The 25,693-nt window shown below is 68.5% G+C and carries 28 protein-coding genes, 1 tRNA gene, 1 other RNA gene and 7 pseudogenes; 14 read left to right on the forward strand and 23 right to left on the reverse strand.

Features of this window, described 5'->3' with window-relative positions:
- Positions 1-37 precede the first annotated feature (37 nt).
- Positions 38-625 (forward strand): TetR/AcrR family transcriptional regulator, encoded by a 588-nt coding sequence (locus QQK48_RS01245; protein WP_284327210.1) that lies wholly within the window; start codon positions 38-40, stop codon positions 623-625.
- Entirely contained in the window at positions 622-1,134 is a 513-nt protein-coding gene (locus QQK48_RS01250) for a GNAT family N-acetyltransferase (protein ID WP_348523368.1), read from the forward strand. Before QQK48_RS01245 ends, QQK48_RS01250 begins: the two co-directional genes overlap by 4 nt.
- A 139-nt stretch (positions 1,135-1,273) precedes the next feature.
- On the opposite strand, the gene QQK48_RS01255 is transcribed toward QQK48_RS01250, so the two are convergent.
- A complete protein-coding gene (locus QQK48_RS01255; RefSeq protein WP_284327211.1) occupies positions 1,274-2,155 on the reverse strand; it encodes an LCP family protein in 882 nt (293 codons plus the stop codon).
- A gap of 760 nt (positions 2,156-2,915) precedes the next feature.
- Between QQK48_RS01255 and QQK48_RS01260 the strand changes: the two genes are divergently transcribed.
- Positions 2,916-3,137, forward strand: a complete 222-nt coding sequence (locus QQK48_RS01260; RefSeq protein WP_284327212.1) for a formate/nitrite transporter family protein — start codon at positions 2,916-2,918, stop codon at positions 3,135-3,137.
- Between the two features lie 16 nt (positions 3,138-3,153).
- Positions 3,154-3,477 (forward strand): formate/nitrite transporter family protein, encoded by a 324-nt coding sequence (locus tag QQK48_RS01265; protein WP_284327214.1) that lies wholly within the window; start codon positions 3,154-3,156, stop codon positions 3,475-3,477.
- 22 nt (positions 3,478-3,499) lie between these two features.
- Here QQK48_RS01265 and QQK48_RS01270 read toward each other — a convergent pair.
- From QQK48_RS01270 to QQK48_RS01305, 8 genes and pseudogenes are all read right to left on the reverse strand, one after another.
- Positions 3,500-4,022 (reverse strand): annotated as a pseudogene (locus QQK48_RS01270) (acyl-CoA thioesterase).
- Between the two features lie 8 nt (positions 4,023-4,030).
- Positions 4,031-4,414, reverse strand: a complete 384-nt coding sequence (locus tag QQK48_RS01275) for a DUF2200 domain-containing protein (protein WP_348523369.1) — start codon at positions 4,412-4,414, stop codon at positions 4,031-4,033.
- Positions 4,415-4,579: 165 nt separating this feature from the next.
- Complete coding sequence (locus QQK48_RS01280) at positions 4,580-5,074, reverse strand: S1C family serine protease (RefSeq protein WP_284327215.1); 495 nt, start codon at positions 5,072-5,074, stop codon at positions 4,580-4,582.
- The gene (locus QQK48_RS01285; RefSeq protein ID WP_284327216.1) at positions 5,071-5,712 is read right to left on the reverse strand and encodes a trypsin-like peptidase domain-containing protein; all 642 of its coding nucleotides are present in this window, start codon (positions 5,710-5,712) and stop codon (positions 5,071-5,073) included. The genes QQK48_RS01280 and QQK48_RS01285 overlap by 4 nt, the downstream gene beginning before the upstream one ends.
- Entirely contained in the window at positions 5,627-6,010 is a 384-nt protein-coding gene (locus tag QQK48_RS01290) for a hypothetical protein (RefSeq protein ID WP_284327217.1), read from the reverse strand. Before QQK48_RS01290 ends, QQK48_RS01285 begins: the two co-directional genes overlap by 86 nt.
- Positions 6,011-6,100: 90 nt before the next feature.
- Positions 6,101-8,300 (reverse strand): annotated as a pseudogene (locus QQK48_RS01295) (DEAD/DEAH box helicase).
- A gap of 70 nt (positions 8,301-8,370) precedes the next feature.
- Positions 8,371-8,745, reverse strand: an RNA gene (gene rnpB / locus QQK48_RS01300) — RNase P RNA component class A.
- A gap of 148 nt (positions 8,746-8,893) precedes the next feature.
- The gene (locus QQK48_RS01305) at positions 8,894-9,496 is read right to left on the reverse strand and encodes a PadR family transcriptional regulator (protein ID WP_284327218.1); all 603 of its coding nucleotides are present in this window, start codon (positions 9,494-9,496) and stop codon (positions 8,894-8,896) included.
- A gap of 49 nt (positions 9,497-9,545) precedes the next feature.
- Between QQK48_RS01305 and QQK48_RS01310 the strand changes: the two genes are divergently transcribed.
- Positions 9,546-10,457 carry a YaaA family protein gene (locus QQK48_RS01310; protein WP_284327219.1) on the forward strand — a complete coding sequence of 304 codons (912 nt, stop codon included), beginning with the start codon at positions 9,546-9,548 and terminating at the stop codon, positions 10,455-10,457.
- Positions 10,458-10,459: 2 nt separating this feature from the next.
- On the opposite strand, the gene QQK48_RS01315 is transcribed toward QQK48_RS01310, so the two are convergent.
- The 11 genes and pseudogenes from QQK48_RS01315 to QQK48_RS01360 form a co-directional block, all read right to left on the reverse strand.
- Complete coding sequence (locus QQK48_RS01315) at positions 10,460-10,792, reverse strand: hypothetical protein (protein WP_284327220.1); 333 nt, start codon at positions 10,790-10,792, stop codon at positions 10,460-10,462.
- 197 nt (positions 10,793-10,989) lie between these two features.
- Positions 10,990-11,577 (reverse strand): phenylacetate--CoA ligase family protein, encoded by a 588-nt coding sequence (locus QQK48_RS01320; protein WP_284327221.1) that lies wholly within the window; start codon positions 11,575-11,577, stop codon positions 10,990-10,992.
- Positions 11,578-11,596: 19 nt separating this feature from the next.
- Positions 11,597-11,926: a phenylacetate--CoA ligase family protein gene (locus QQK48_RS01325; protein ID WP_284327222.1), complete on the reverse strand. Its 330-nt coding sequence runs from the start codon at positions 11,924-11,926 to the stop codon at positions 11,597-11,599.
- Between the two features lie 138 nt (positions 11,927-12,064).
- Positions 12,065-12,523, reverse strand: a complete 459-nt coding sequence (locus tag QQK48_RS01330) for a nitroreductase family protein (protein WP_284327223.1) — start codon at positions 12,521-12,523, stop codon at positions 12,065-12,067.
- Positions 12,477-13,085 carry a hypothetical protein gene (locus QQK48_RS01335; RefSeq protein ID WP_284327224.1) on the reverse strand — a complete coding sequence of 203 codons (609 nt, stop codon included), beginning with the start codon at positions 13,083-13,085 and terminating at the stop codon, positions 12,477-12,479. The genes QQK48_RS01330 and QQK48_RS01335 overlap by 47 nt, the downstream gene beginning before the upstream one ends.
- Positions 13,086-13,167: 82 nt before the next feature.
- On the reverse strand, positions 13,168-13,953 hold the full coding sequence (locus tag QQK48_RS01340) for a histidine phosphatase family protein (protein WP_284327225.1): 786 nt from the start codon (positions 13,951-13,953) through the stop codon (positions 13,168-13,170).
- A gap of 1 nt (position 13,954) precedes the next feature.
- Positions 13,955-14,146: a zinc ribbon domain-containing protein gene (locus QQK48_RS01345; protein WP_284327226.1), complete on the reverse strand. Its 192-nt coding sequence runs from the start codon at positions 14,144-14,146 to the stop codon at positions 13,955-13,957.
- A 21-nt stretch (positions 14,147-14,167) separates the two neighbouring features.
- Positions 14,168-14,224: pseudogene (locus tag QQK48_RS20935) on the reverse strand (hypothetical protein); the annotation flags it as partial.
- Positions 14,225-14,298: 74 nt separating this feature from the next.
- Positions 14,299-14,520 (reverse strand): annotated as a pseudogene (locus tag QQK48_RS20940) (CT398-like coiled coil hairpin domain-containing protein); the annotation flags it as partial.
- A 439-nt stretch (positions 14,521-14,959) separates the two neighbouring features.
- Positions 14,960-15,553, reverse strand: a pseudogene (locus QQK48_RS20945) (Nif3-like dinuclear metal center hexameric protein); the annotation flags it as partial.
- A 56-nt stretch (positions 15,554-15,609) separates the two neighbouring features.
- Positions 15,610-16,335: a potassium channel family protein gene (locus QQK48_RS01360; RefSeq protein ID WP_284327228.1), complete on the reverse strand. Its 726-nt coding sequence runs from the start codon at positions 16,333-16,335 to the stop codon at positions 15,610-15,612.
- Positions 16,336-16,475: 140 nt separating this feature from the next.
- Between QQK48_RS01360 and QQK48_RS01365 the strand changes: the two genes are divergently transcribed.
- The 7 genes and pseudogenes from QQK48_RS01365 (at position 16,476) to QQK48_RS01395 (ending at position 21,195) form a co-directional block, all read left to right on the forward strand.
- Positions 16,476-17,090 (forward strand): TetR/AcrR family transcriptional regulator, encoded by a 615-nt coding sequence (locus QQK48_RS01365; protein ID WP_284327229.1) that lies wholly within the window; start codon positions 16,476-16,478, stop codon positions 17,088-17,090.
- Positions 17,087-17,560, forward strand: coding sequence for a hypothetical protein (locus tag QQK48_RS01370; RefSeq protein ID WP_284327230.1), 474 nt, complete (start codon positions 17,087-17,089; stop codon positions 17,558-17,560). Before QQK48_RS01365 ends, QQK48_RS01370 begins: the two co-directional genes overlap by 4 nt.
- Positions 17,532-17,756: a hypothetical protein gene (locus QQK48_RS01375; protein ID WP_284327231.1), complete on the forward strand. Its 225-nt coding sequence runs from the start codon at positions 17,532-17,534 to the stop codon at positions 17,754-17,756. The genes QQK48_RS01370 and QQK48_RS01375 overlap by 29 nt, the downstream gene beginning before the upstream one ends.
- Positions 17,753-19,874 (forward strand): annotated as a pseudogene (locus QQK48_RS01380) (YhgE/Pip family protein). The gene QQK48_RS01375 and the pseudogene QQK48_RS01380 overlap by 4 nt, the downstream one beginning before the upstream one ends.
- A gap of 98 nt (positions 19,875-19,972) precedes the next feature.
- Positions 19,973-20,317, forward strand: coding sequence for a hypothetical protein (locus QQK48_RS01385; RefSeq protein WP_284327232.1), 345 nt, complete (start codon positions 19,973-19,975; stop codon positions 20,315-20,317).
- Positions 20,314-20,568: a hypothetical protein gene (locus QQK48_RS01390; RefSeq protein WP_284327233.1), complete on the forward strand. Its 255-nt coding sequence runs from the start codon at positions 20,314-20,316 to the stop codon at positions 20,566-20,568. Before QQK48_RS01385 ends, QQK48_RS01390 begins: the two co-directional genes overlap by 4 nt.
- 96 nt (positions 20,569-20,664) lie before the next feature.
- Entirely contained in the window at positions 20,665-21,195 is a 531-nt protein-coding gene (locus QQK48_RS01395) for a GNAT family N-acetyltransferase (RefSeq protein ID WP_284327234.1), read from the forward strand.
- 27 nt (positions 21,196-21,222) lie between these two features.
- Here the strand turns inward: QQK48_RS01395 and QQK48_RS01400 are convergent.
- A tRNA-Val gene (locus QQK48_RS01400) sits at positions 21,223-21,299 on the reverse strand.
- A 239-nt stretch (positions 21,300-21,538) separates the two neighbouring features.
- Here QQK48_RS01400 and QQK48_RS01405 point away from each other — a divergent pair.
- Entirely contained in the window at positions 21,539-21,811 is a 273-nt protein-coding gene (locus tag QQK48_RS01405) for a hypothetical protein (protein WP_284327235.1), read from the forward strand.
- A gap of 1 nt (position 21,812) precedes the next feature.
- On the opposite strand, the gene QQK48_RS01410 is transcribed toward QQK48_RS01405, so the two are convergent.
- Both QQK48_RS01410 and QQK48_RS01415 read right to left on the reverse strand, forming a co-directional pair.
- The gene (locus QQK48_RS01410) at positions 21,813-22,274 is read right to left on the reverse strand and encodes a peroxiredoxin (protein ID WP_284327236.1); all 462 of its coding nucleotides are present in this window, start codon (positions 22,272-22,274) and stop codon (positions 21,813-21,815) included.
- Positions 22,271-22,699, reverse strand: a complete 429-nt coding sequence (locus tag QQK48_RS01415) for a DUF3052 domain-containing protein (protein ID WP_284327237.1) — start codon at positions 22,697-22,699, stop codon at positions 22,271-22,273. The genes QQK48_RS01410 and QQK48_RS01415 overlap by 4 nt, the downstream gene beginning before the upstream one ends.
- Before the next feature lie 207 nt (positions 22,700-22,906).
- On the opposite strand from QQK48_RS01415, the pseudogene aceE reads away from it, so the two are divergent.
- Positions 22,907-25,650 (forward strand): annotated as a pseudogene (gene aceE, locus QQK48_RS01420) (pyruvate dehydrogenase (acetyl-transferring), homodimeric type).
- Positions 25,651-25,693 lie beyond the last annotated feature (43 nt).

Raw genomic sequence — 25,693 nt, forward strand, 5'->3', positions numbered from 1 at the left:
AGGACCACCGTGGACCAGGCACCGCAACGTCGGCGACGTGACGCCGAGCCTGCTGGAAGCGATCCGCGAGGCGGTGAGAGGAGAGATCGCCGACCTGGGCTTCGCGGGCCTCACCTTCGAAGGCGTCGCACGCAGGGCACACACCTCCAAGCCCGTGCTGTACCGCCGGTTCGCGACGCGGGCCGAGATGGCGATCGACGCCTTCATCCCGCACCGCTTCGCCACCCCTCCCGCCCCCGTGACAGGCCACCTCCACGATGATGTGGTCGCCCTACTCTCCGGCATGGCGGCTCGCGTCACCCGCGAGGATGTGACCACCATGCGCGGCATCATCGGCGAGGTCGATGAGTCCCTCATCGAACACGTCGGCGCCCTCACGTTCTCGCAACTGGACGACTGGCTTCACGCCGTGTTCGACGCCGCGCGCGCCCGTGGCGACCTGGGGCCGCAACCCGTGCCCGCATCGGCCACCCGCACCGTCGTGGCCGTCCTCAGGCATGGTGATCTTCAGCCGTGCTGCGGGCACCGAGCCGGACTTCGCACAGATCGCGCGCGAGGCACTCGTCCCCATGCTGCGCGCCGCGACGGCCTGAGTTCGCCGGCCGCGCCTACAGTGCGGCCATGACCTTCGCCGACTCCCCCGTCCTCGAGAACGCCCGCGTCCGCCTCGAGCCCCTCGGCCAGCACCACTGTGATGCCCTGGCCGAGGCGGTGGCCGTCGACGATCTCTGGCGCACCTGGGTGACCACCGTGCCGGCGCCTCACGACATGCAGGAGGAGATCGATCGCCGGCTCGCGCGTCAGGCAGCAGGCGAGATCGCAGCCTGGGCCATCGTGAACCCCGCGTCAGGCAGCGCGGTAGGCATGACCACGTACCTCAACCTCGACACCCCCAACCGACGGCTCGAAATCGGTTCCACCTGGTTGGGGCGCGACGCACAACGTACGGGCATCAATCCCGCCGCGAAGGCTCCTGCTCCTGGCCCGCGCCTTCGACGACCTCGGATGCTACGCCGTCGAGTTCCGTACGCACTGGCACAACCACCAGTCACGTGCCGCCATCGCGCGCCTGGGCGCCAAGCAAGACGGCGTGCTGCGCTCTCACGTGGTGTGGAAAGACGGGACACTCCGTGACACCGTCGTGTTCTCCATCATTGCGCCCGAGTGGCCAGCCGCCCGAGCCGCGCTGACAGCACGGCTCGACGCAAACGCGTAGGGCCGCGCCGCCGGCAGGGGGCCGCGCTACTCGACCCCGCCGACCTCCTCGCCCGGCTCAAAGTTGCCCTCCGCGATGTCCTCCCAGAACTGCGGAAGGCTCCTCCTCAGTCAGCAGCACCGTGGACCCGACGCCGTCGACGCTATAGCCGAGAGACGTGATGGGAGGCGTCCCGGTGACCGCCTCCCCACCAAGTCCGGCACGAAGATCGAGGGCAATGGACGCGAGGCCCGTGAAGCCCGTGTTCTCGTCGACACGGAAGGCGCCGAGGGTGGCCTCCGTGACCGGCAGGAGCCTGGTCGGGTTCAGCACCGTGGACGGGCTCAGGATCTCCTCGGCAACGGCCGCGACCACCTGACGTTGCCGCTCTGCGCGTCCAATGTCTCCGAGGGGATCGGAGTAGCGCATCCGCGAGAACGCCAGCGCGGTCTCGCCATCGGCCACGTGGCAGCCTGCCTCCCACTCGAGGTGGGACTTCTCATCCGAAACGTCTTCGTCGTAGCAAAGCTCGACGCCACCCACCGCGTCAACCATGTCTTCGACACCGGACAGGCCAATCTCCATGTAGTGGTCCATCGTGAGCCCGGTGAGTTCCTCGACCGTCTCCACGAGCAACTGAGGGCCGCCAAAGGCGAAGGCGGCATTGATCTTGTTCTTGTCGTGCCCGGGGATAGACACGTACGAGTCGCGCGGAATCGAGATCAGCGCGACGGGTCCGGACTCGGGCTTGTGCAGCACCATGATCGTGTCGGTACGGGCACCCTCGGTGCCATCATCGCCATCCCAACCCTCACGCGAGTCGGAGCCAACAATCAGCGTGGTCGTGCCCGGCGTGTTGTCTGCGCCAGAGAGCGCATCAACGTGGTTGATCTGGCCGTTGACCCACACCATGAACACGAGGAAGAGGGCGACCAGAATCGCGAGAATCACGAGGGCCACGGTGCAGCAGCGATGCTTGCGGCGTCTGCGAGGCGCGGGCGCCGCGCCACCATACTTCTCGCCGTAATCCGGGTCCTGCTGTGCGACGTAGTACCCCTGCGACGCCTGCCGTTGAGGCTGCGACGGACGCCCCTGCGACGACCGCGACTGCGGAGGGTAGGCGGGGGCTGCGACTGCACCGGCATCGCACGGGTGGGATCTACCACCGGTTCGTGCGAAGGACGAGCCGATGGCCTTGGCGCGGGCACGTGGGTGGAGACGCGCTTGGGGCGCGGCGGCACGGAGGGGGCATGGGCCGGTTGGCGCTGCGCGGAACCTCACGTTCCTGATCATCCGAAGTCACGCCCTGAGGGTAGCCCCGCATCGTCCTCAGACGCGGGAGGCGGCAAGCGCGGGCCGCGGCACGCCACGCCGAACACCCCGTGGGACGCCCGTCCCAGGCATGATGCGGCCGTTCTGACTAGCGTGGGACCCATGACCGACGAGGCACGGCTGTTCCCCGGCAAGCAATTCATCTCCACCGTGCTCGACGCACTGGACTCGAAGACCCGCATGACGGGTGGCCTCGCACGAGTGTTCATCATGCGGGCCGCGATGGCGGGCGCGATCATCGGCATCATGTACCTCACGGAGTTCGCGGTCTTCGCGGCCTTCGAAGAGTCGCATCTTCCCGGCGTGGGCCACCTGATGGGCGCACTATTCTTTGGCTTCGCGCTCGTCTTCATCTACTACAGCAAGTCCGAGGCTCCTCACCTCGAACATGATGATCGTGTCGATCGGCCGCTACCACCGCGCCATCAGCGCCGTGCGCGGCGCCCGGGTGCTCGTGCTGTGTTACCTCGGCAACTTCATCGGCGGGCTCGTCGTCGCGCTCATGGTGTGGGGCTCCACGCTCGCGTCCGGCGAATTGGGCGTACAGATGGCCGCGTCCGTCGACACCAAGGCTCGCGTACGTCTCCGATGGCTTCTCGGGAAGCCTTGACCTCTTCATCCGCGCCATGCTGTGCAACTTCATGATCAACCTCGGAATGCTGATGATCTACAACGGGATGATCAAGAACGAGCTCATGAAGGCGGTCGCCATGATCTCGACGGTGTTCGTGTTTGCCTTTGTGGGCTTCGAGCACTCGGTGGCCAACACCGTGCTGTTTACCATCCAGGCGTTCCAGGGCGGCCTCGAGTGGGGACTCGCGCTCGGCAACCTCGCCATCGTGCTCGCGGGCAACATGGTCGGCGGCGGCCTGTTGATTGGCTGGTACTACGCCTACGCCAACGACGACACCCGCCACCTGCGCAAGCGTTCCGCCAGCATCGGCGCCTGAAAGCCGCCCCGGCAGCGGCCGGTTACAGCGGCGTGACGGAGCCCTCGGCGTCGCTGTCGATGGTCGAGGTCCGGCCATGCGCCACGGGGCGACCCTCGTCATCGACGCTGACGAAGACCATCTTGTCGATGGTGAGGATCGGGCTGCGGGTGATCATGTTGCGCACCTCGGCGCGCATGGTCAACGACGTGCGGCCGAACGACAGCACGGAGATCCCCATCTCGATCATGTCGCCTTGCTTCGCGCTCGAGACGAAGTCGATCTCGGAGATGTACTTGGTGACAGCCTTGCGGTTGCCCAGCCTGAAGAATCGCGTGAATGGCCGCTTCCTCGTCGATCCACCTCAGCAGCGATCCGCCGAACAGCGCGCCGTGAGCGTTGAGGTCCTCGGGACGGACCCAGCGGCGCGAACGGAACAGGAGCCGTTCTTGCGCGGGACGGATAGAAACGGGCGAGGTCGGGTCGACCTGGGTGTGCACGAAAGCCTCCGGGTAAGGGCGTGAGCGAATGTTCAGCACCACGCTGGGCCGGGCATCTTCGACCATACTCCTGCTCACGAAGACCCATGACCAAGGTCCCGATGATGCCTGCTAAGCGCGCTTGATTTTCTCCATGGCCTTGCCGCGGGCGAGGCTCGTCCACGAGCCTTGTCGAGGTAGCGCGCTCGCTGAGTCAGTGGGTCCTCAATGTCCTCGACGCGGTATCCACAGATGACTCCCGTGATGAGCCCGGCGTTGGGGTTCAAGGTTGCGGCGTCGAAGAAGTCACGGAACGTGGACTGGTCACCGGCGAAGGCGTCGATGCGCTCCTTGGTGAACCCCGTCAGCCATGTGATGACCTCATCGAGTTCCTCCTGCGTGCGCCCCTTGCGCTCAACCTTGTGGATGTACAGGGGGTACACGGAGGAGAAGGTCAGATCACCGATGTTGCGTCCCATGACCCCAGGATAGGACGGCCGATGCGGGCGGCACCACGCAGCACGGCCGCCGCCCCTCGCGGGACGGCGGCCGCTCTGACTGCCAAGGTGGCCGTGTCTATGCGACGGGCCCCTCCGTGAGCGTGACCGTGGCCTGCTGCTCGGCGCCCGTGGAGTCGGTCCAGGTCAGCGTGATCTCGTCCCCTGGCTCGTGCTCGGAGACGGCCGCGGACAGGCTCGCTCGAGCCTGGTGACGGCGGTGCCGTCGACCGCGGTGATGATGTCTCCCGCTGCGAGGCCTGCCTCGGCGGCGGGCGTGTCCTCATAGACGCCCTGGACCGTGGCGCCAGACGTGGTCTGAGTCTGGGTTCCCCACTGCCCCTGGGTGCCTGCGGTGTCGCTCGCGATGGCGACGCCCAGCATCGCCGGGTAGCCGATGCTGACCGTTCCGGTCTCGTCGCCGTCCTGAATCTGCGCCGCGATCTCGAGCGCCTCGTCGATGGGCACGGCATACGCGATGGTGGTCGCGAGTCCGCTCGATGCGGCGGTCGTCATGCCCACGACTTCGCCCTCATCGTCGATGAGGGCGCCTCCGGAGTCGCCGCCCACCACATCGGCCGAAAACTCGATCATGCCGTCGAGAGTCTCGCCCTCCACGCCGTACTCGGAGGAGGTCGTCACAGACGAGTCCAGGCTCCGTGACAGCGCCGTCGGCCGCCATGAGCACGCCGCCGCCCTCCGCGTTGCCGACTGCAGTGACGGCGTCGCCGACCGCAACCTCGTCGTCGTCGATGGTCACGGTGGTCAATCCCGAGGCGCCTTCGAGCCTGGAGCAGCGCGACGTCCTCGGTGGAGTCGGTGCCGATCACGTTCGCGGTGTAGGTCTGACCCGTCGAGCCGATGGTGACGGTGATATCCGTCGCACCCTCGACCACATGGTTGTTGGTGAGGATCAGGCCGTCCTCGGTGAGCACCATGCCCGATCCCGCCGCCTCGGCACTCTGGTAGCCCAGGACCGTGTCGATGAGCACGATTCCCGTGGACTCCGCATCGCTCGCGGTGGTGGCTTCCTCCTGCGTCGTGGTCGACCCGAGGCCTCCGAGACCGGACAGGCCGTCCGAGGTGCCGCCCTCGGTCCCGTAGCCATCGACGCCACCCGAGTAGCCGTTGCCGCCGGGCGTCGTGTTGCCAGACCAAGTATCGCCCTGGTCGGGCGTCTGCTGCGTGCCGAGGTCACCCTGCTCCTGCAGCGACTCGTACAGGTCGCGGTAGAGCCTGCTCCCAATCAGTGGCGCCGTCCGTGGTTCCGGTGCCGCCATCGGTGGTGCCGTCCTCAACGTACGCCGAGGCCGCATCGGCCGTCGAGCCGCGCGGCGTGCTCACGATCAACCCCGTGGCGACGGCACCGACTGCGAGCGCGGAGACTGCCCCGAACGCGACGAGCCTGCGAGCGCGAGGGCTGCGGCGCTTGCGCGGCGGTACCTCGACCTCGGGCGCCACGGCGGCGCCTGCAGCCTGCGAGGTCGCACCGTATGGGGTAGGTGCGACGGGCGCGACCTCGGGTAGCGGATCGGGTGCCGCGAAGCCGTTGTCCTGCGGGGTGTGCTGCTCGGTCATGGTCTCCTCCTCCTATGGCGGGTTCCTACTGACGAGTCAACCGAACGGACCCTGGAGGAAACCGGGAGGAACCTGGGAGATTGCTGAGAGTCACACGAAGGGCGAAGGCGACCCCTGATCGAGCGTGGCATCGGCTTCTTCAAGCGCCGCGACCACGAGCGCGACGAGGGCGTCGAGCCGGACGTCGCTCACCCCATCGGCGTCGTCGACCGCCACACCATCGAGCGCCCTGGCCGCGAGGCCCGACTTGCTGTCGATGAGGGCGGCGATGGTCGAGTCGATGGTCTGTGCAGCGATGATGCGCCAGGCCGTGACGGGCTCCGACTGGCCGATGCGGTGGATGCGGTCGATGGCCTGCGTCTGCTCGGCATCGGTCCAGGACAGTTCGGCGAGCACCAGGTTGGAGGCCACCTGGAGGTTCACTCCCACACCGGCGGCGGACAGCGAACACACGATGATCGAGACGTCGGGGTCCTCGGTGAAGGCGCGAATGCTCTCCTCGCGGGAGCGCACCGTCTGGTCTCCTCGCAGGGAGACGGCCCGCAGCCCGCGGTCGGCGAAGATCTGCTCGGCCTCGTCCATGACGTCGATGTGCTTGGCGAAGAACACGACCTTGCCGACGTTTCGCGCCAACTGGGCCGCGTAGTCGGCGGCCAGTGCAGCCTTGGCCTGACCGATGCGCCTCACCATGGAGAACACGTTGTCTCCGGTCTTCTTCGAGGCGGAGTCCTTGAGGCTCGGCGGCGGCGATGCGCCGCACCAGGTCGAGGTCGATGCCGCCGCCCGCGTCCGTGGGACGCTGTGCCATGGCGTGGCGATACTGCTCGACCATGCGGGCCGACAGCGCGGCCTCGGATGCTCGGATGGAGCGACCAACGGCGCCCGAGAGTTCGACGGGAAGGTCCGCGATCCTGCGCGCGGGGATGTCGGCGGCCACCTCGGCCTTGCGCCTGCGGACGATGCCCTGCTCCACGACGGCGGTGCGGGCGGCGGAGTAGAAACCGCGGTCGGTGGGGATGAGGCGGGTCTCCTCGAGGGCGTCCATGAGGGTGCCGAGGGGCCGTTCATCATCGATCCACCCGAGGAACTGCCAGATGGCACGGAAGTCCTCGATGTCGTTGATGAGCGGAGTGCCGGTCAGCGCCATCATGAGCGGGCGCGGGGTCCTCTCACGAATGCGCTCCGCAAGCGCGAGCACGTGCTGCGAGCGTTGGGACGACTTGTTCTTGATGAGATGCGCCTCATCGACCACCATGCCGCGGAAGCCCATGCCACCGAACCAGCCCACGTGGCGATCGAGGATGGCGTAGTTCACGACCACCACGTCCGCGAAGGCATCGACGTCGTCGCCGTCTCCGTGCACCACGCTGACCCGGCGGTGCGGGGTCCACAGGCTCCACCTCCTTTGCCCAGTTCATCTTGACGACGTTGGGGGCGATGACGAGGAGGGGGTAGGCGTCCGCGGCCTGCGCGGCCAGCAGCGCCTGCGCGGTCTTGCCGAGCCCGGGCTCATCGGCCAACAGGAAGGTGCGGTGCCCGCGCTCCACGGAGGCAACCGCCTGCGCCTGGTGAGGCATGAGCGTGCGGCCCTGGAGGCCAGGAGCAGAGGTCATGGCGGCTGCGGCGTCTGGGAGCGTCATGCACGCCTGCGCGCCGGGGGCGTCGCGTTCGAAGGAGCGGAACAGCGGATCGAGCAATTCCCGCCTGGAGAGGCGGCCGGCGCGCACGGCCTTGTTCCGTACCGCGGAGAAGTCGGGAGCGAGGAAGGGATTGGCCATCTGATAGGAGACGGCGGACTGCGGAACGACGGCGTTCGCGTTTGCGGCCGCAGGCGTGGGCGCGGAGGGTGCGGGAGGCTCGGGTGAGTCGGCCACCTCCCGGCCGGCGGCCTTCAGGACCGTGTGCTTGTAGTCCAGCGCGGAGGCCGAGACGCGCGCGTCTTCGGCCAGGAGCGCCAGGAGCGACGTGTCGCGGGCGGCGGTCTTGGCAAGAACGGTGGCCAGGCCGTCGAGGCGCTTCAGTTCCTCGTCACGCTTCGCGGTCGTCAGCGACTCATCCGCCTTCACGCGGGCGCGTTCCTCGCGCACCAGGAGCGCCACCACTTGGAACTTGGTGCGTGCGGCGCCGCGCGCCGGGGGTTCTGAGCGGCGCGTTCCACCTCGCGGGCGATGCCCGCCATGAGCGGAATGAGTCCCTTGGGACCCGCCTGCGTGGTCCGACGCTGCCCCGAGCGCGCGCTCGAACGCGCGCGACCTCGGCCGGACCTCTGCTGCCCCGCTGCTGCCAACATTTCTCCTTATGCCATGTTGCCGTCGCTGCTGTCGCGACACCGCCTCACTCGCACCCCCACGGGGGTGGAGCGGATGAGTTGGCCGATACGCCGGGTTCTGTCGAGTACGCGCGTTGCCGCATTGCGCACCGGGCGACCATCCATCTAGGCCCTGGATTGCTCCAGGGCTCCAGCGACCTACCCGAGAGCATCGGGCGGGCAGCCCTCAAACGCTCTCTGTCTGGCCTTGCTCCGGGTGGGGTTTACCGTGCCGCTCCTGTCACCAGTCGCGCGGTGAGCTCTTACCTCACCCTTTCACCCTTACCTCCGGCGTGAACCGGTGGCGGTCTTCTCTCTGTGGCACTGTCCCGCGGGTCACCCCGGGTGGCCGTTAGCCATCACCCTGCCCTGCGGAGCCCGGACGTTCCTCGGGATCTTGCGATCACGCGGCCGCCTGGCCAACTCATCCGCACTGGAAGCGTACCGCGATGTGCCGCGGCGGACACGCCACCGACACGGCCGGGCGGCCGACGCCGCGGTTCGACTCTCGTCGATCCTTCGGGGACGACTCTCGTCGAGCCCGGCGCCGGCCGCCCGGCCGGGTACTGCTCGTGCTAGTCCTGGTCGGCGAGCAGCCGGTACAGGTCCTTGCGGGCCGCGGCGAGGACGGCGGCGACCTTTGCCACCTGCTCCTCATTGCCCGCGACCTGGCGGGTGACGTGCATCGCCGCATCGCGCAACTGCACCATCTCGTGGCGCACCTGGCCGATGCCCGCCCCGCCGTCGGGCTGCGCGAACAGCGCCTCGGGGGTCGGCACGTTCTCGGTGACCCAGGTGCGTCCCGCGTCCGTCAGCGATGCGACCTTCCGGCCTTCCAGAAGGTCGATCGTCACCAGGCCCTCGTCCTCCAGGGACTGGAGCGTGGGATAGATCGAGCCAGGGCTTGGCGCCCACGCTCCCCCGGTCCGCTCCTCGATGGCGCGGATCAGGTCGTACCCGTGGCGCTCCTGCTCTGCGAGGAGGACAAGGACGGCGGCGCGGATGTCGCCACGTGCGCGCCCCCGCCCGCCGGGGCCACCGCGTCCTCGACCGCGCGGGCCGCCGGGAAAGCCCCCGCGAAGGTCGCCGTCGGGGCCGCCGCCGCGGGGCCCGCCGTGCCTGCGGCGTACCTCGGCGCGAGGGTCGTGTCCGTCAAACATGAAGTCGTTGTCTCTCATCGATATCTCCTTCTCTCGTGATGTCGATACGTTGACGATATATCGCGATATGCACACCGTCAAGTGGGCTCGCGTCGTACGCACCACAATGTCGCGCCCGAGCCTCGCAGGTCCCCGCGTCACCCTGCGCGGACAGGGCCTGCCCGCGGCAGATTGTGGTGCGGACGTCCGTCGCGGACACCCGCGCCCGGCCCCTACGCTGGTCATCGTGCTGATCCTGCTGCCGCCCTCCGAAGGCAAGACGCCGCCCACCGCGGGCGCGCCGGTGGACCTGGCGGCACTCAGCCACCCTTCGCTCACCGGCGCACGCGAACGCGTCGGGACGGCCCTTGCCAAGGTCAGTGGGCAGCGCAACGCCTTCGACGTCCTCGACGTGGGCCCCAGCCTTCACGACGAGGTGGAACACAACCGCACCCTGTGGGCCAATCCCGCCGACGTCGCGGCCAGGGTCTACTCGGGTGTGCTGTACGACGCGGCAGGCGCCGCCGACTGGGACGGCGCGGCGCTCGCCCGCGCGGCCGAGCGCATCCGGATCGTCTCCGCGCTGTGGGGAGCCGTCTCCCCCGCCGACCGCATCCCCGCGTACCGCCTCTCGATGTCGACGAGCCTTGGCCGCATCGGCGCCCTGGCCTCCTTCTGGCGTCAGCACCTGGCCGCCGACCTGTCTCACCTCGCGGGCGACGGCATCATCGTGGACTGCCGTTCATCCTCCTATGTCGCCGCATGGCGCCCCACCGGCCACCCCTGTGTGGCGGTCCGGGTCGAGCGTGAACTGCACGGCAAGCGCTCCGTGGTGAGCCACATGGCCAAGCACACCCGCGGGCTCCTCGCCGGCGCCCTCGTGGACGCGGACACCGCGCCCGCGACGGCGAGTGACGTGGCCGATGTGGCACGCGCTCTCCCCGGCGTCATCGACCTGGTCAGCACCGACAAGGAACTGACCATCGTCCTGGCGGGATAACCTCAGCGCGTCACGTGGCGCGGCGCCAGGTGATCGATGCGCAGGTCGTAGCGGTCGATCTCGCCACGCTCGAGAACCCACACGTACTCGTTCTTGAGCCTGGCGCCATCGTCCGTGAACGGCCCCGACCGGTACGGATAGACGCCCACGGTGGGCAGGGTGCCCTCCGGCGAGGTGCGAATCGCGTTCGAGAAGTCCCCGTTCGCGGCGCGCAGCGCGGCGATCATCCCCGCGCCTACCTCGGCCTCGCTCGCAGCCAACGCGACCCAGGCATCGGCCCGCTCCACGCGCTGCAGCGCGACGTGCAGCCTGCCGGTCGCCGTTCGCGTCTTCATACGAGATCAGGCGATGGTTCTCGATCGCGTCCGCGAGCCCCGGCGCCTCGAACACGGCATCGCGTACCGAATCGGGCGCCACCACGGCACCGTTGAAGTCCACCGACATGTCCGAGCGGCCATACAGGAACAGCAGCGGCAGATCCGTGATTCTGACATCCCGCAGGCCGCCAAGCCCATGTTCCCTCAGCACCGGGTCAAGGTCCCGCACGCGCAACACGTGGCCGCGGTCGTGGATGTTGTAGCGAATGCGCGGGTTGATGTTGGTGCCGCGAGTGATCGTCACGAGGAGTTCGCCTGCGTCGTTCGTCTCCATCAGGTAGTCGAACGGATTGAACTGAAAGACCATGGGCAGGACGCCGTACTCGGACCGCCGGGTGAGCCTGTGCGGACAGTTCCGGCGAGGCTGCGATCGCCTGACGCAGGGCCACGGTGAAGTCGGTCTCGATGGCGATGTTGATCTCGAGGTCCGAGGCACCGTAGGAGCCGAAGGCCGCCGCCGCATGCTCACAGATGATGGCGCGCATGGACTCGGAGATGCCCTCGCCCCCAAACGCGGTCACGATGTCGTACTGCGACCAGTCCAGGCGGTCATCGTCGAACAGTGCCTTCAGGAATGGCGGGTACGCCGTGATGATGTAGGTGTAGTCGGGGCCGAACTCCCGCATCGTGTGAATGACCTTGTCACGGTCCGGTCCGATGGACTTGATCATGGTGATCTCGGTGAGCGATGACGACACGTTCATGCCGGTGGCCCACGCGCCCAACGAGAAACAGTTGAGCACAAAGGGCTGCTTCGAGAGTTCACGCGACGTGCGCCAGAACCCCGTCTGGAGAAGCCTGGCGGGTCGCGAGGCGTTCGTCCGGCCCGCGCACCCAACTGGTCGGAATGCCCGACGAACCCGACGACTCATCGACCACCACGCCGCGGCGCGGCATGCGGCCACCGAGGCTGCGCTCCGCCACGGTCCACGGACGAATGTAGGAGGCCTTGTCCATCTCCGGCACGGCGGCCAGCGCATCGGCGAGAGAACCCCGCGCGGCGATGTCCCGCCCGTGGCCGTGTTCCTCCAGGAAGGCTCCGTACGCGGGAACGTGGCGCGAGGCCTTGTGGAACGTGCGCCATGCGCGCACGCGCCCACCCAGCCAGCGGGCCGGTTCGATGCCGGGGCCAAGCAGGAGCCGATGGGTGTGGACCGACCGGGTGAGCCTGGCGGATCACCACATCCATCATCCACACGATGCCAAACAGCGGGTACTTGATGAGTTGCCTCATGCGAGCATCTCCTCCAGGGGTCGGCGGTGCGCGAGCGGAGGCTCCTTGGCATAGCCGAGCCTCACGAGCATCCAGGCCATGCGGCCGCCGGATTCGTCGGCGTCCACGAGGTCGACGAACCTTGCGTGCGAGCGTGGATTCGTGATGACCGTCCCGAACGGGTGCAGTGAGACGCCGCGTTCGGTGAGGTGGATCCACGCCTTCAAGAAGAGACGCCCCGCGGCGACGTAGTCGGCGGGCGTCGCGAACGGTCCCGACCACCATGCGACCTGCGTCACGCCCCGCATGGTGCGCAGGTAGACGGCACGGATAAGCGCCCCGATGACGGGCGCCTCCCACAGGCCCCTGTGCCCCATGGCGAAGCGCAGAATGCGTCCAGGGATGAGCATGGTGGCGGCGCTGAGCCCGTCACCTCGGTCCACCGCCTCGCGCTCGGAGAATCGCAGCCATTCCATGATCTCCGCGTGCACGGCATCGTGGCGAAGGTCGTCGAACAGGGTCTCCTGATTGACCCGGATGATGGACGCCACCTGGCCGGGGTCGGAGGTGGCGCCGAAGGTATGACCCGCGGCCGATGCCTCGGCCGCGACGGCGGCGAGATCCGCCTCGGGCACGGCACGGCCCTCGTAGGGCCTGCGGTTGGTGCGGCGCGCCAGGAAGGCCTCGTGGTGGCACAGGCTCGAGAGGGCCGGGCGTATGGGCGCTGAGGGTCACCGTCGCGATGCGGTGCAGACGGTCCTCGGCGTCGAAGTCCATCTCGGTGAGGTGAAGGTCGGTGGTCACCGCCCAGCCGTGGCCCGCGGCGACGGTCTGGAGGCCTTCAAGGAACACCCCCGCGCACACGTGGCCGAAGGGGATCCCGAAGTTCTCCGCTGGCAGGCCGCGGTCGAGGTCGTAGAACACCTCCGCGCTGCGTTCTCCTGTCACGCGCACGCGCACGGGCTGCGAGTTGTGCGGCGAGGGATAGAGCCTCGCCTCATCCAGCAGGGCACGCCATGGCCCGGGAAGTTCCCCCATGCCGCGAATGTAGCGGCTTGGCTGCGTGCGGCGGGGAGGCGCGGCCCGTCGGCTCCCCACGGGAACCGACGGGGCGCAGCGATCAGTGCGTGGGTACGCCGAAGGCGAGGAGGTGGCGCTCGGCGATCGAGCCGTCGTCGCGCACCCTCAGTTGCAGGAGGGTCAGCGAGGCGGGCTGGGGCCACATGCGGGACCAGCCGTCGACGGGCATGCCCAGCGAGACCGCGACCGCAGTCTTGATCGCCACGGCGTGCGAGGCAACGGCCCAGGCACGAGCCTCGTCCTTGCCATCGGCGCAGGCGGCCGCGTGCTGACGTGCGGCGTCGACGATGAAGCCGTCCATGCGAAGGCCCACGTCGTGGAGGGATTCGCCGCCGGGCGCACGGAAGTCGCCAAGCCCCCACTGGCGCATGTTCTCCGGCTCACGTGCCGTGATCTCGGCGCCCGTGAGCCCCTCCCACTCACCGAAGTGCACCTCGCGTACGCGGTCGTCTGTCTCGACGTGTGCGCCGACGCGCCTGCCGATCGCGCCGCCGGTCTCCTGGGTGCGGGTCATGGGCGAGGCGAACACGCGGCTGACGTGGGGCACGCGGTCCCAGTCCTTGCGGCCGATGCGGTAGACGGCATCGGCCGCCTTCGCGGCCTGGATACGGCCCGCGGCATTGAGCGATGGCCCCACGTTGCCGGAGCCGGACAGCGCGTGCGTGACGGTCATGTCCGTCACGCCGTGGCGCACCAGCACGAGCGTCAGGGGGCTGACGAAGCCCTCCTGGCCGAGGTCGTACAGCGAGGCACCGCGCGCGGGCTCCGGCGCGACATCCGAACCGGTCTCGTGGGCGTCAGCGGAGGATGCGGAGGGGGCGGTCATCTCAGGCGTCCGCCTTCCGCACCAGGATCCTTCCGCACTCCTCGCACCGCACCACCGCGTCGGGCGCGGCGCTCGCGATGGTGCGCAGGTCGGCCGGGTTGAGGGTCATATGGCAGCCCAGGCACTGCGAGCCGCGCAGCGCGGCCGCGCCCACACCCCCGTGCTGGTCGCGCAGCTTCTCGTACAGCGCCACCAGGGTGGCGTCGAGGCCCTCGGCCTTCAGGGCACGCTCGGCCTCGATGTCGCCGATTTCCGCGTCGATGTCACGCAGCCTGTTCGTCGCGCTCCGCGCTGAGCCTTGGTGATGTCGGCGGCGATCGCGTCGCGCTGGGTGCGCGCATCGGCGTGGAGTGCCTCGGCGGTCTCAAGGCGCTCCATGGCCTCGATTTCCACGTCCTCGAGCGCGCTCTGGCGCCGCGCCAGCACCTCGAGTTCGCTCTGGAGTGCCTGAAGGTCCTTCGCGGACCCCGTGCCCGACTCCAGGCGCGACCGATCGCGATCCGCGCGCTGGCGCACCGCCTGAACGTCGTCCTCGGCCTTGGTCACCTCGCGGCGCAGGTCGGACACCTCGGTGCCACGCGCGACGGCGTCCTCCTCGAGGTCGGCGGCGCGAGCGGACAGGCTCGGTGATCTGCTCGGTCACGGGGAGGGTGATGCGGCGGTGGCGGGCCTGCTGCAGGCGCAGGTCTGCATCCTGCACCTCGAGCAGTCGCAGGCTGGTCGGCGACGGGGGCGTGGGGCACGAAGGGTCTCCTTGTGGGATCAGTCGGTCGCGCGTGCCGGTGAGGCGTAGTGCGCGGTCCAGGGGTCGGTGTTGAGAGTAGACACGATGGTGTCGACGCCTGCGGCGTCCGCGACGTGTTCGGCGGCGGCGGTCAGCCACGCCCATTCGGACGCGAAGTGGGCGACGTCGACCAGGAACGGCCTGCCGGTACCGAGGTCCGCGAGCCTCGCGAGCGTCGGACGCCGGGTGGTGACGGAGGTCGGCGGTGACGTAGACGTCGGCGCCTGCCGCCGCTGCATCGGCCAGGAAGGCATCGCCGGAGCCGCCGCAGACGGCCACGGACGTGACGAGGGCGCCAAGGTCTCCCGCGACGCGCACACCGTGCGCGGTGGCCGGAAGCCTGTCGGCGACCCGGCGCGCGAACTCGTCGAGGGTGAGGGGTCCGTCCAGGACACCGATGCGCCCGGTGCCTTGAGTGCCATCCGTCGCGGAGGGCACCAGCGGCACGGTCGAGCCCACGCCGAGAGCGTCGGCGAGGGCTTCCGCGACTCCCCCGGACGCGTGGTCGGCGTTGGTGTGGGCGTTAAAGAGTCCGATGCCGTGCGCGATGAGTTGGTGAACCACCGCGCCCTTGGACGAGGTCACCGGGAGCAGGTGCGCGCCCCGCAACAGAAGCGGGTGATGGGTGACGATCAGGTCGGCGTCGACGTCGATGGCCTCCTGCACCACGGCAAGCGTGGGGTCGACCGCGAACAGGACACGCGAGACCGTGGCCGCCGGGTCGCCGACGGTCAGCCCGTTGACGTCCCATCCTTCGGCGAGAGCCGGCGGGAATCGGGTGTCGAGGAGTTCGCCGATGTCTGCGACCGTGGTCATGGTGACAACGCTACTGGCGTTCGGGGTCGGCGCGCTCCGCCGGGGGCACCGATGAGTCAGCGAGCCGCGTGATCTTCGCTTCGAGCTCGGCAATACGCTCCATGAGGCTCCTCGTGACGGGTCGCCTCGCGCGCCTCTTCCTCCTCGTCCTCGCCGCCAGAGGTGAGGGCCACGAACCACGCGGCTACGGAGGCGGTGACGACACCGATGAGTGCGATGCCGACCAGCATCATCATCACGGCGATGACACGCCCCTGCGCGGAGATCGGCGAGTAGTCGCCGTACCCCACGGTGGTCACCGTCACGAAGGCCCACCACAGGGCGTCACCAAAGGTGTTGATGGCGGAGTCCGCCACCTCGCGCTCCGCGGACAGGACCGCAACCGACCCGATCCACAAGAGCAACACGACCGACAGGATCACGGCCTGCATGGTCTTCATCCGCCCCCGGGTGGTCGCAAACGCCGTGGCCTGCGTGAAGGTGGTGAGCACCTTCAGCGGACGTGCCGCGGGCACGAGGACGGCGATGACGTCGAGGGGATGAGTCCACAGGAACCGCCAGGACCGCTTCGAAATCACGGTGCGGATGATGAGGTCCGTCAGGAAGATCGCCCAAATGACGCCCTGGACGGTCAGCATCGCGGCACGCACGCCGCCAGGAAGCGAGTGGGCAAAGATAATGCGCCCCGACCAGACCACGAGGAAGATCAGGGCCAGGGCCGCCATCGGGGCGTCGGTGCGCTTCGCGTAGGCGTCGTACTTCTCGCCCATCGGTTCGGCCATCGCGGCGGTCCCCTTCGATCCGTGGTCCAGGTGGTGATTGGCCACCATCGTACGCAGGGCCGATGCCACAGCGACCGTGTCGCATCTCCGGCACTATCCGAGAACTTGCACACACGCGTGCAAGTTCTTACCCTGGAGACATGACTCCCCGGTCCCCCCGCGCCGATTCGGCACGTAACCGCGAGGCGCTGCTCATTGCTGGCGCCGAGGCGCTCCGCCGCGACATCGATGCTCCCCTCGAGGACATCGCCGCGGCGGCAGGCCTGTCACGCCGGGCCGTCTACGGACACTTCCCCAGCCGTGAGGCGCTCGTGGACGCGGTGATCGCGCGCGGCGCCGAACGCATCGCGGCCGCCGTGGGTCCACTCAACGAGGAACCGCCACTTGAAGCTCTGGCACGGCTCGGAGCTCGGCTCTGGGACGCCGTCGTCGACGTCCACGCAGTCGCAAGGATGGCGCTCACCAGCGGCCGGACCTCGACCGTCGCCTACGCGATGAATCCGATCCGCCGCCGCCTTCGGGCGCTCCTGTCCCAGGCAGCCGAGGGCGGGCTCGTCCGCACCGACATTCCGGTCACCACGATCGCCGCCCTCGTGGAACGAGCCGCGATCGACGTTCTCGAGGTCGCCGACGCGTCCGAGCCTGGCTGCAGCAGGCGACTCGCCATGACCCATCCCCTGTGCGCCGCCGGTGTGGGAGCCGTCGAAGCCGCACGCATCGCCGATCTCGTAGACCAGACGGAGGCAGCAGCATGAGAGTCGAACTCGACCAGGCATCCAAGGGGCGCGGAGACGACGCCTTGCAGCCCGTGACCGTGACCTTCGAGTCCGGCGCAGTCACGTTGGTGCGCGCTGAGACGGAGCACCGGCCCACGGTGCTGGGCCTTCTCGCCTCGGGGCGCATGCACCCCGACACCGGCGTCATCCGCCTCGACGGCGCCGTCGACTACGCAGGCATGCGCGACCGCATTGCCCTGGTCGACGCCCCCACGGTGAGCGACCCTCCCGCTCACGTGTCGACGGTCGGCATCGTCGAGGAAGAGCCTGATGTTTGCTGGCCGCACGGCCACGGTGACCGCCGCGCGCCGCACGCTCGACGAGTGGGGCCTCGCACGCTGGACCCGCACCCCCATCGGAAACGTGGACCCCACGGACCGGATTCGCCTGCTCCTCACCCTTGCCGCGATGCGGCCCGGCGTGGAGGGCGTCGTCCTCGTCGCCCCTGACCGCCACGGCGGCGACCCTGCAGGCTGGTGGGAGCAGTGCCTGGTCCTTGCACGGCAAGGGATGGGCGTGTTGGTGGTCGCTGGCGACGCCGCCGCCGCGACGCTCGCGGGCACGAGCGTCGCTCAGATGCCGGACACCCTGACGGAGCGCCCCTTAGAAGACGCCGCACCGGACGACGAGGAGGACGCACGATGAAGCGCCTGATCGTTCGGGTCCCCGCCATGGTGTCCGCCGAGTTGCGACGGCTCACCTCGACACCGATGGCGATTCTCGCGCTCGTGGCGCTGATGACTGTTCCCGTGCTCTACGGCGGCATGTACCTGTGGGCCAACAAGGACCCGTATGCCGCGCTCGACCGCATTCCAGCGGCCATCGTGGTCGCGGACGAGGGCACCACCGTCGACGGCGAGCCGACCAACTACGCCGAGGACGTCGCCACACAAATGGTGGATGACGGCACGTTTGACTGGACCATTGTCGACACGGCGGAGGCGCAGTCGGGAGTCCAGGATGAGAACTACGACTTCGCCATCACGTTTCCTTCCGACTTCTCCGATGCGCTCGCGTCGAGTTCCACCGACGACCCTCACCAGGCTCGGGTGACGCTGACGACGAACGACGTCAACAGTTACCTGGCGTCGACGATCGGCGAGCAGGCCGCCGAGGCGATTCGCGTCTCCATCGTGGAGACCGTGAATAAAGAGGCCGCGTCGCGGTTCTTGCTCGGACTCGCGGACATTCGCGAAAGCCTGGTTGACGCGGCGGACGGCGCCCAGCAACTCACCGATGGCGCCGCCGATGCCCTGGCCGGGTCTGAGGACCTGGGCGATGGGCTCGCTCAACTCGTCGACGGTGCGGGTGACCTCACCGACGGCACGTCCCAGTTGGCTGAGGGAGCGGGCGACCTCGTGGACGGTACGAACACCTTGGCGTCGGGTGCCAGCGACCTCGCCGACGGCACCCAGCAGGTCGCGGACGGTGCCGATGACCTCGCAGACGGCCTCGACACGCTCAGCGACGGTGCCACCACTCTTGAGGATGGAGCCCAGAAGGTCGCGGACGGCAACGCTCTCTTGGCGCAGAAGGCCGACGAGGTGGGCGACGTGGCGCAGGACGCCGCGGACCAGTTGCCCGCCGTCCGCGCGCGCATCACATCAGACCTCGAAGACCTGGGCCTGACGGACACCGAGATCGCGGAAGTCCTGGCCACACTCGACCCCGTGGGCGATGCACTCGCTGACGCCAACACCGACCTTCAGGACCAGGTAGACAGCATCGACACGCTCGCCGCAGGCGCCGCCCAGGTCTCTGAGGGAGCATCGGACCTGGCCGATGGCGCGGCAAGCGCCGCATCCGGCGCCACCACGCTCGCGTCCGGCGCGACGAGTGCTGCCACCGGCGCATCGGACCTGGCCGATGGCGCCACCGAGGTTGCGACCGGCGCCGCCACGCTGGCGTCCGGCGCTGACGATCTCGACACCGGCGCCACCACCCTTGCCGACGGGCTCGGCACGGCGTCGGACGGTGCAGGCGACCTCACCGACGGCATCGGCCAACTCCGCGACGGGGCACAGGAACTGACCGACGGTCTTAACGACGGGGTGTCACAGATCCCCGTCGCCGACGAGGCGTTGCGTGACAAGCAAGCAGCGACCATCGCCGATCCGGTCGACCTCGACAACACGTCGATCGCCGATGCGGGGACCTACGGCGCGGGCCTCGCCCCGTTCTTCATGTCGCTGGCTGCGTGGATCGGCATCTATGCGCTGTTCCTCATCGTGAAGCCGGTCTCGAAGCGTGCCATCACGGCGATCCACTCCCCCGTCCGCGTCACCCTCGCCGGCTGGCTCACGCCGGGTGCGCTGGGCGCGGTGCAGATGGTGGGCCTGTTCGCGGTCGTCGCGTGGGCGCTGGGGTTCCAGTTCGACAACGCGCTGGGCGCGTACGCCATGCTGGCGCTCGCCTCGCTGACCTTCGCTGCGATCATCCTTGCGCTGAACGTGTGGCTCGGTTCCGTGGGCCAGTTCCTGGGACTCGTGCTGATGGTGGTGCAGGCTCGTCACCGCGGGCGGAACGTTCCCCTGGCAGACGCTTCCGGGGCCGCTTGCCAGCCTCCACCACGTCTTGCCGATGAGTTTCGCCGTCGACGGACTGCGCCAACTCATGTACGGCGGATCCTCCGCCGCCGCATGGGGCGACGCCGCCGCGCTTGGCGTGTGGATGCTGGGAGCCCTCGTGGTCGCGGCCGCCGGAGTGACGCGGATGACGCATCGGCGCACCCTGCGTGACCTGCAGCCCAGCCTGATCGGTTAGTTCTCGGCGGCCCGTGACCCAACGCTTCGTCTCCGGTCGGCGTTGAGAATGCGCAGGGCGGTTCCACCACGCTGACCATCTCTCGAGGGGTAGGGCGCATGACCAGGAGCACGAGGAAGCGTCGCGGCGTGATGCTGGCCGCGAGCGCCGCCATCATCATCGCCGCTGCCATGCCCGCGCTCACCGCGTCGCAGGCGACAGAATCAGCCGATAGCGTGCCCGACCTCGGGCAAGACACGCGCGGACGGGTGACGCTCCTGGAGCCCACGTTCTATCGCCTGGCTGAACTCCCCGGGTTTCAGGACGGCGGACTGCACGCGGAGGCTGACCGCATCGAGGTCTACTGGCACGGCCCCCTGGGAGACGAAGCCACCCGCCTCATCGGTGAGTCTGAAGGCTCGCGGCGTGCCCGTAGACGTCATTCGTGTGGACCGGTCCCTTGACGAGCCTCCGAGTGATTGCCGGCGCCCTCGGCCGGGCACTTGAGGCAGCCGGATTCACCATCAGCGGCTACACCATCGGAAACCCGTTCGATGAGATCCAGATCGCGTCAACGGAGCTCACTGACGACCGCGCCGCCAGGGCCGTCGCCTCAGAGATCGCGGCGGACGTCCTTCCCGCGGATATGACCGCCACCTTCGCGACGGAGATCGAGAAGATCGAGACGCTTGTGGGACAGGGCTCCGCATCGTAGGGGCCGCGTCCCCGCGGGCGCGGCGAGGCGCGTCTGAGCCGAAGTCAGGACTGAGGGCCGAGGTGAGTGCACCGTCGTCCCGCTACCGTCGCGATCGTGACCACCACGCCGCGCCTGACCCTGCGCCACTTCCACCCCGAAGACGCGGAGGCGATCTTCGCGTACCTCGCACATCCCGCGTCCGTGCGGTTCGAGCCCTACGGGATGCCCAGTCGAGCGGACTGCGATGCGATCGCGGCCGAGCGCGCCAATGACGATCGCTTCATCGCGATCTGCCGTGAGGATGGCGCGCTCGTCGGCAACGTCTACCTCGCGCCCGAGGGCCCTCCGGCGTGGGCCACGTGGCAGATCGGTTACGTTCTGGGCCCGGAGTACTGGGGACATGGCTACGCGAGCGAGGCAGTGCGCGAGGTACTGCGTGAGGCCTTCGAGTCGCTGCACGCACACCGGGTGATCGCGCGCTGCAACCCCGTCAACGTGCGCTCATGGCGCCTCCTGGAACGGGTAGGCATGCGCCGCGAGGCTCACATGCTCCAGGCCGCCTCGTTCGCCAGTCACCCCGACGGGACGCCGATCTGGCACGACTCGTACCACTACGCCATTCTCGACAGCGATCCACGGCCGTAGTGGCCTCGGCGCGGCCTGCCGACGTCATGGTGGGCCCTGCCGGACTCGAACCGACGACACCTGCGGTGTAAACGCAGTGCTCTAACCAACTGGCCTAAGGGCCCCAGGGCAACCATTGTGGCGCATCGGCCACGCCATCAATGCCGCACGCTCCCCTCCCCACCCGCGCCCCTCGCCGCAAATGGCCACATTTGCGGCACGAAGTCGCCTTGAGAGCCGCAAATCCGGCCATCTGCGATACGACGGAGGGGAGGGTGCCTACGGGGACTGAGTGCAGCCGACAGGCCGGACGCGTCGATGTCAGACCCTCCTGGCAGTCTCAGATCAGACGAAAGGAGTTGCCATGACCGCCACCCTGATCGAAGCCAGCACCGGCATCGCACCACGCTGGACCGACCCCGGCCAGCCATCGCGCCCGGTGGAAACCGAGCACGACATGACCGCCCTCGTCACCCGCGTCGCGATGCCGGGCACGTGGGCCACCGTGACCCGCCCAGGCGGCGCCTACGACGTCCGCCGGGTTCCCGGCGGCTGGGTCGTCGAGCGCGAGGGCGCCTGGAAGCGCTTCCGCTCGGCGGCCGATGCCGGACGGGCCCTGTGGGCGTGGAGCGTCTGAGTCAGACGAGCTCAGCGATGGCTTCGCGGTAGTCGTCGATAGAGCGTGCCTCACCCGTGGGGTTGATGACGCTCCAGCGGATGACGCCCTCACCATCGATCAGGAAGGTGCCTCGACCCGCGAGTCCCTTGTCCTCGCTGAACACACCGTAGGCACGAGCGGCCTCACCGTGCGGCCAGAAGTCGCTCAGAAGCGACTGGTCGAAGGCGTGTGCGTCGCCCCAGGCCTTCATCGTGTACAGCGAGTCACAGGAGACGATCGCGACGGCCACGTTCTTGTCCTCTGACAGCGCACCGGCATCGCGCAGATCGATCAACTCGTTGGTGCAGGTGTCCGAGAACGCGAACGGCACAAACACCACCAGCACCGGGCTTCCACGGAAATCCGCCAGCGTGACATGGCGGCCATGCTGATCGATGAGGCTGAATGCTGGCGCGGCCTCACCGACCGCGGGCGCCGTCACTTCTGCCAGCCCTTGTCCACCAGTCGAGTGCAGGACCAGCCGCCACCCACCACAAAGGTCGAGGTGCCGTGCAGGCCAGCGAGCGAGGACGCTTCCTGGACGTCTCCTGGCAGCACATGGCCTTTGGTGCCGGCCTTCGGCGTGAAGAGCCACACCTTGCCGCCGTCGTCCAGCAGGGACTGCACGTCCATGAGGAGATCAGCCAGGTCGTCGTCTCCGTCGCGGAACCACACGATCACACCGTCAGTGACGTCGCCGTAGTCCTCGTCGACGAGTTCCTCACCCGTGGCATCCGCGAGAGCAGAGCGCAGGGCCTCGTCCACGTCGTTGTCGTAGCCGAACTCCTGCAGGACCATTCCCTTGGTCAGGTCAAACCGGGCGGTGAGGCCTGCATCGGCCACGTCCGCACCTTCCTGTGTCGCCACAGCGGTGACTCTCCTCTCATCGACGAACACGCACGAGACCGTGCGCTGGGTCCACAGTAGAGCCCGCGTCGACGCGGTGGCAATGGCGCCGCACGGACGCGGTCCGGACCAGGGCCCGCGTGACAATAGACTCGAGACTCGACAGAATGAGTCGGATGAAGCGGTGAACACCGCTCCCCACCCTCCAACTGATAGGGCGCTGCACCCTTGCGCCTGAGAGGAAGTTCCCTGGTGGCTTCACACGGCGACGTAGACAAGGACCCGAGCGAGACCAACGAGTGGCTCGAGTCCCTCGACGGACTGATCGAGGAAGGGGGCGAGTCGCGCGCGGAGTATGTGCTGGAGCGCATGGTTGAGCACGCATCAACCAAGCAGCCTGTCCGTCCCCTTGAGTCTCAACACCCCGTACGTCAACACGATTCACGCTGACGACGAGCCGGAGTTCCCCGGCAACGAAGAGATCGAGCGCCGCTACCGCGGCTGGATCCGCTGGAACGCGGCCGTCATGGTGACGCGTGCGCAGGCCGCAGGCAAGGGCGTGGGCGGTCACATCTCGTCCTACGCCTCCGTGGCCACGCTGTACGAAGTGGGCCTGAACCACTTCTTCCGCGGCAAGGACCACCCGGGCGGTGGCGACCAGGTCTACTTCCAGGGCCACGCGGCCCCCGGCGTGTACGCGCGCGGCTACGTCGAGGGCCGGTTCTCCGAGAACGACCTCGACTCCTTCCGCCAGGAGAAGTCCGGCCCCGGCCGCGGCATGTCCTCCTACCCGCACCCCCGCCTCATGCCTGACGTGTGGGAGTTCCCCACCGTCTCGATGGGCCTTGGCCCCGCATCGGCCATCTACCAGGCATGGACCAACCGCTACATGCACCTGCGCGGCATCAAGGACACGTCGCAGCAGCACGTGTGGGCGTTCCTTGGTGACGGCGAGATGGACGAGCCGGAGAGCCGCGGCATGCTGCAGGCTCGCGGCGCACCAGAACCTCGACAACCTCACCTTCGTGGTGAACTGCAACCTGCAGCGCCTCGACGGCCCCGTGCGAGGCAACGGCAAGATCATCCAGGAGCCTCGAGGCCTTCTTCCGCGGCGCCGGCTGGAACGTCATCAAGGTCGTGTGGGGTCGCAACTGGGACCCGCTGCTCGCCCGCGACGAGGATGGCGCGCTCGTCAACCTCATGAACACCGTCCCGGACGGCGACTTCCAGACCTACCGTGCCGAGTCGGGTGCCTTCATCCGTGACCAGTTCTTCGGCGGCGACCCGCGCGCCAAGGAACTCGTCAAGGACATGACCGACGACGAAATCTGGGCGCTCAAGCGTGGCGGTCACGACTACCGCAAGGCTCTACGCCGCCTACGCCAAGGCCACCACCCAGGCCAACGGCAAGCCCACGGTCATCCTCGCGAAGACCATCAAGGGCTACGGACTCGGCTCCAACTTCGCCGCCCGTAACTCGACCCACCAGATGAAGAAGCCTGGCCGCCGCCGACCTCAAGGTCCTGCGCGACACCTTCGACATTCCGTTCACGGACGAGCAGGCTCGAGGCCGACCCGTACAACCCGCCGTACTTCCACCCCGGTTTCGAGGACCCGGCCGTGAAGTACATGCTGGAGCGCCGCCAGGCGCTGGGCGGCTTCGTGCCGGAGCGTCGCGACACCCGCAAGGACATCGCACTTCCCGGCGACAAGGCGTACGAACTGCTCGCCAAAGGCTCGGGCAAGCAGGAGGTCGCCACCACCATGGCGTTCGTCCGCCTGTTCAAGGACCTGGTGCGCGACAAGGAGTTCGGCCACCGTGTGGTGCCGATCATCCCCGACGAGGCTCGTACCTTTGGCCTGGACGCGATCTTCCCCTCGGCGAAGATCTTCAACACCAACGGTCAGAACTACCTGCCTGTGGACCGCGAGCCATGCTGAGCCTACAAGGAGTCCGAGGCCGGGCAGATCATGCACACCGGTATCAACGAGGCAGGTTCCGCCGCGGCGTTCCAGGCCGTCGGCACCGCCTACGCGACGCACGACGAGCCCCTGGTGCCGTTCTACATCTTCTACTCGATGTTCGGCTTCCAGCGCACCGGCGACCAGTTCTGGGCCGCCGGCGACCAGATGACGCGCGGCTTCATCATCGGCGCGACCGCAGGCCGCACCACCCTGACGGGTGAGGGCCTCCAGCACGCCGATGGCCACTCGCCGCTCATCGCGGGCACCAACACCTCGGTGGTGCAGTACGACCCCGCGTTCGGCTACGAGATCCGCCACATCGTGCGCGACGGACTCCAGCGCATGTACGGCAACGACGGTCGCGACCCGAACGTCATGTACTACCTCACGGTGTACAACGAGCCGATTCAGCAGCCCGCCGAGCCCGAGAACGTCGACGTCAACGGCATCCTCAAGGGCATCTACAAGTACGCCGACGCCCCGCAGGGCGACGGTCCCGAGGCGCAGATCCTCGCCTCCGGCGTGGCCGTGCCGTGGGCCCTGGAGGCTCAGGAGCTTCTGGCCCGCGACTACGGCGTGCGCGCCGCGGTGTGGTCCGTGACGTCGTGGAACGAGCTCCGCCGCGAGGCGCTCGAGTGCGAGGAGCGCGCGTTCCTGCACCCGAGCGAGGAGCCCCGCACGCCATTCCTGACGCAGCAGGCTCGCTGGTGCCGCCGGCCCGTTCGTCGCCACCAGCGACTACGACCACCTCGTCGCGGACCAGATCCGTGCGTGGGTGCCTGGTGACTACGCGACGCTCGGAGCGGACGGCTTCGGCTTCTCCGACACCCGCGCCGCCGCACGCCGGTACTTCAAGATCGACGGTCCGTCGACCGCCGTCAAGGTGCTGCAGCGCCTCGCGGCCGCCGGCCAGATCGACCGGCACCTGGTGCAGGACGCGATCAACCGGTACGAGCCTGCACGATGTCCGCAAGGGCACGTCCGGCAACGCCGGTGGCGACGCGTAAGTCAGCGCCGCACCGTTTCGAAGCCCGCTCTCGCCTCGGCGAG

The sequence above is a fragment of the Demequina litorisediminis genome, from assembly GCF_030161615.1.
GTDB classification, from domain to species: domain Bacteria; phylum Actinomycetota; class Actinomycetes; order Actinomycetales; family Demequinaceae; genus Demequina; species Demequina litorisediminis.

Excerpts from the sequence above, each read along its gene's own strand:
- QQK48_RS01250 (WP_348523368.1), top strand. The coding sequence starts at position 622 with ATGACCTTCGCCGACTCCCCCGTCCTCGAGAACGCCCGCGTCCGCCTC.
- QQK48_RS01260 (WP_284327212.1), top strand. The coding sequence starts at position 2,916 with ATGATGATCGTGTCGATCGGCCGCTACCACCGCGCCATCAGCGCCGTG.
- QQK48_RS01265 (WP_284327214.1), top strand. The coding sequence starts at position 3,154 with ATGCTGTGCAACTTCATGATCAACCTCGGAATGCTGATGATCTACAAC.
- QQK48_RS01275 (WP_348523369.1), bottom strand. The coding sequence starts at position 4,414 with ATGGGACGCAACATCGGTGATCTGACCTTCTCCTCCGTGTACCCCCTG.
- QQK48_RS01285 (WP_284327216.1), bottom strand. The coding sequence starts at position 5,712 with ATGGCGGCACCGGAACCACGGACGGCGCCACTGATTGGGAGCAGGCTC.
- QQK48_RS01290 (WP_284327217.1), bottom strand. The coding sequence starts at position 6,010 with ATGACCGAGCAGCACACCCCGCAGGACAACGGCTTCGCGGCACCCGAT.
- QQK48_RS01305 (WP_284327218.1), bottom strand. The coding sequence starts at position 9,496 with ATGAGAGACAACGACTTCATGTTTGACGGACACGACCCTCGCGCCGAG.
- QQK48_RS01310 (WP_284327219.1), top strand. The coding sequence starts at position 9,546 with ATGCACACCGTCAAGTGGGCTCGCGTCGTACGCACCACAATGTCGCGC.
- QQK48_RS01315 (WP_284327220.1), bottom strand. The coding sequence starts at position 10,792 with ATGAAGACGCGAACGGCGACCGGCAGGCTGCACGTCGCGCTGCAGCGC.
- QQK48_RS01330 (WP_284327223.1), bottom strand. The coding sequence starts at position 12,523 with ATGGAATGGCTGCGATTCTCCGAGCGCGAGGCGGTGGACCGAGGTGAC.
- QQK48_RS01335 (WP_284327224.1), bottom strand. The coding sequence starts at position 13,085 with ATGGGGGAACTTCCCGGGCCATGGCGTGCCCTGCTGGATGAGGCGAGG.
- QQK48_RS01340 (WP_284327225.1), bottom strand. The coding sequence starts at position 13,953 with ATGACCGCCCCCTCCGCATCCTCCGCTGACGCCCACGAGACCGGTTCG.
- QQK48_RS01360 (WP_284327228.1), bottom strand. The coding sequence starts at position 16,335 with ATGGCCGAACCGATGGGCGAGAAGTACGACGCCTACGCGAAGCGCACC.
- QQK48_RS01365 (WP_284327229.1), top strand. The coding sequence starts at position 16,476 with ATGACTCCCCGGTCCCCCCGCGCCGATTCGGCACGTAACCGCGAGGCG.
- QQK48_RS01370 (WP_284327230.1), top strand. The coding sequence starts at position 17,087 with ATGAGAGTCGAACTCGACCAGGCATCCAAGGGGCGCGGAGACGACGCC.
- QQK48_RS01385 (WP_284327232.1), top strand. The coding sequence starts at position 19,973 with ATGACCAGGAGCACGAGGAAGCGTCGCGGCGTGATGCTGGCCGCGAGC.
- QQK48_RS01405 (WP_284327235.1), top strand. The coding sequence starts at position 21,539 with ATGACCGCCACCCTGATCGAAGCCAGCACCGGCATCGCACCACGCTGG.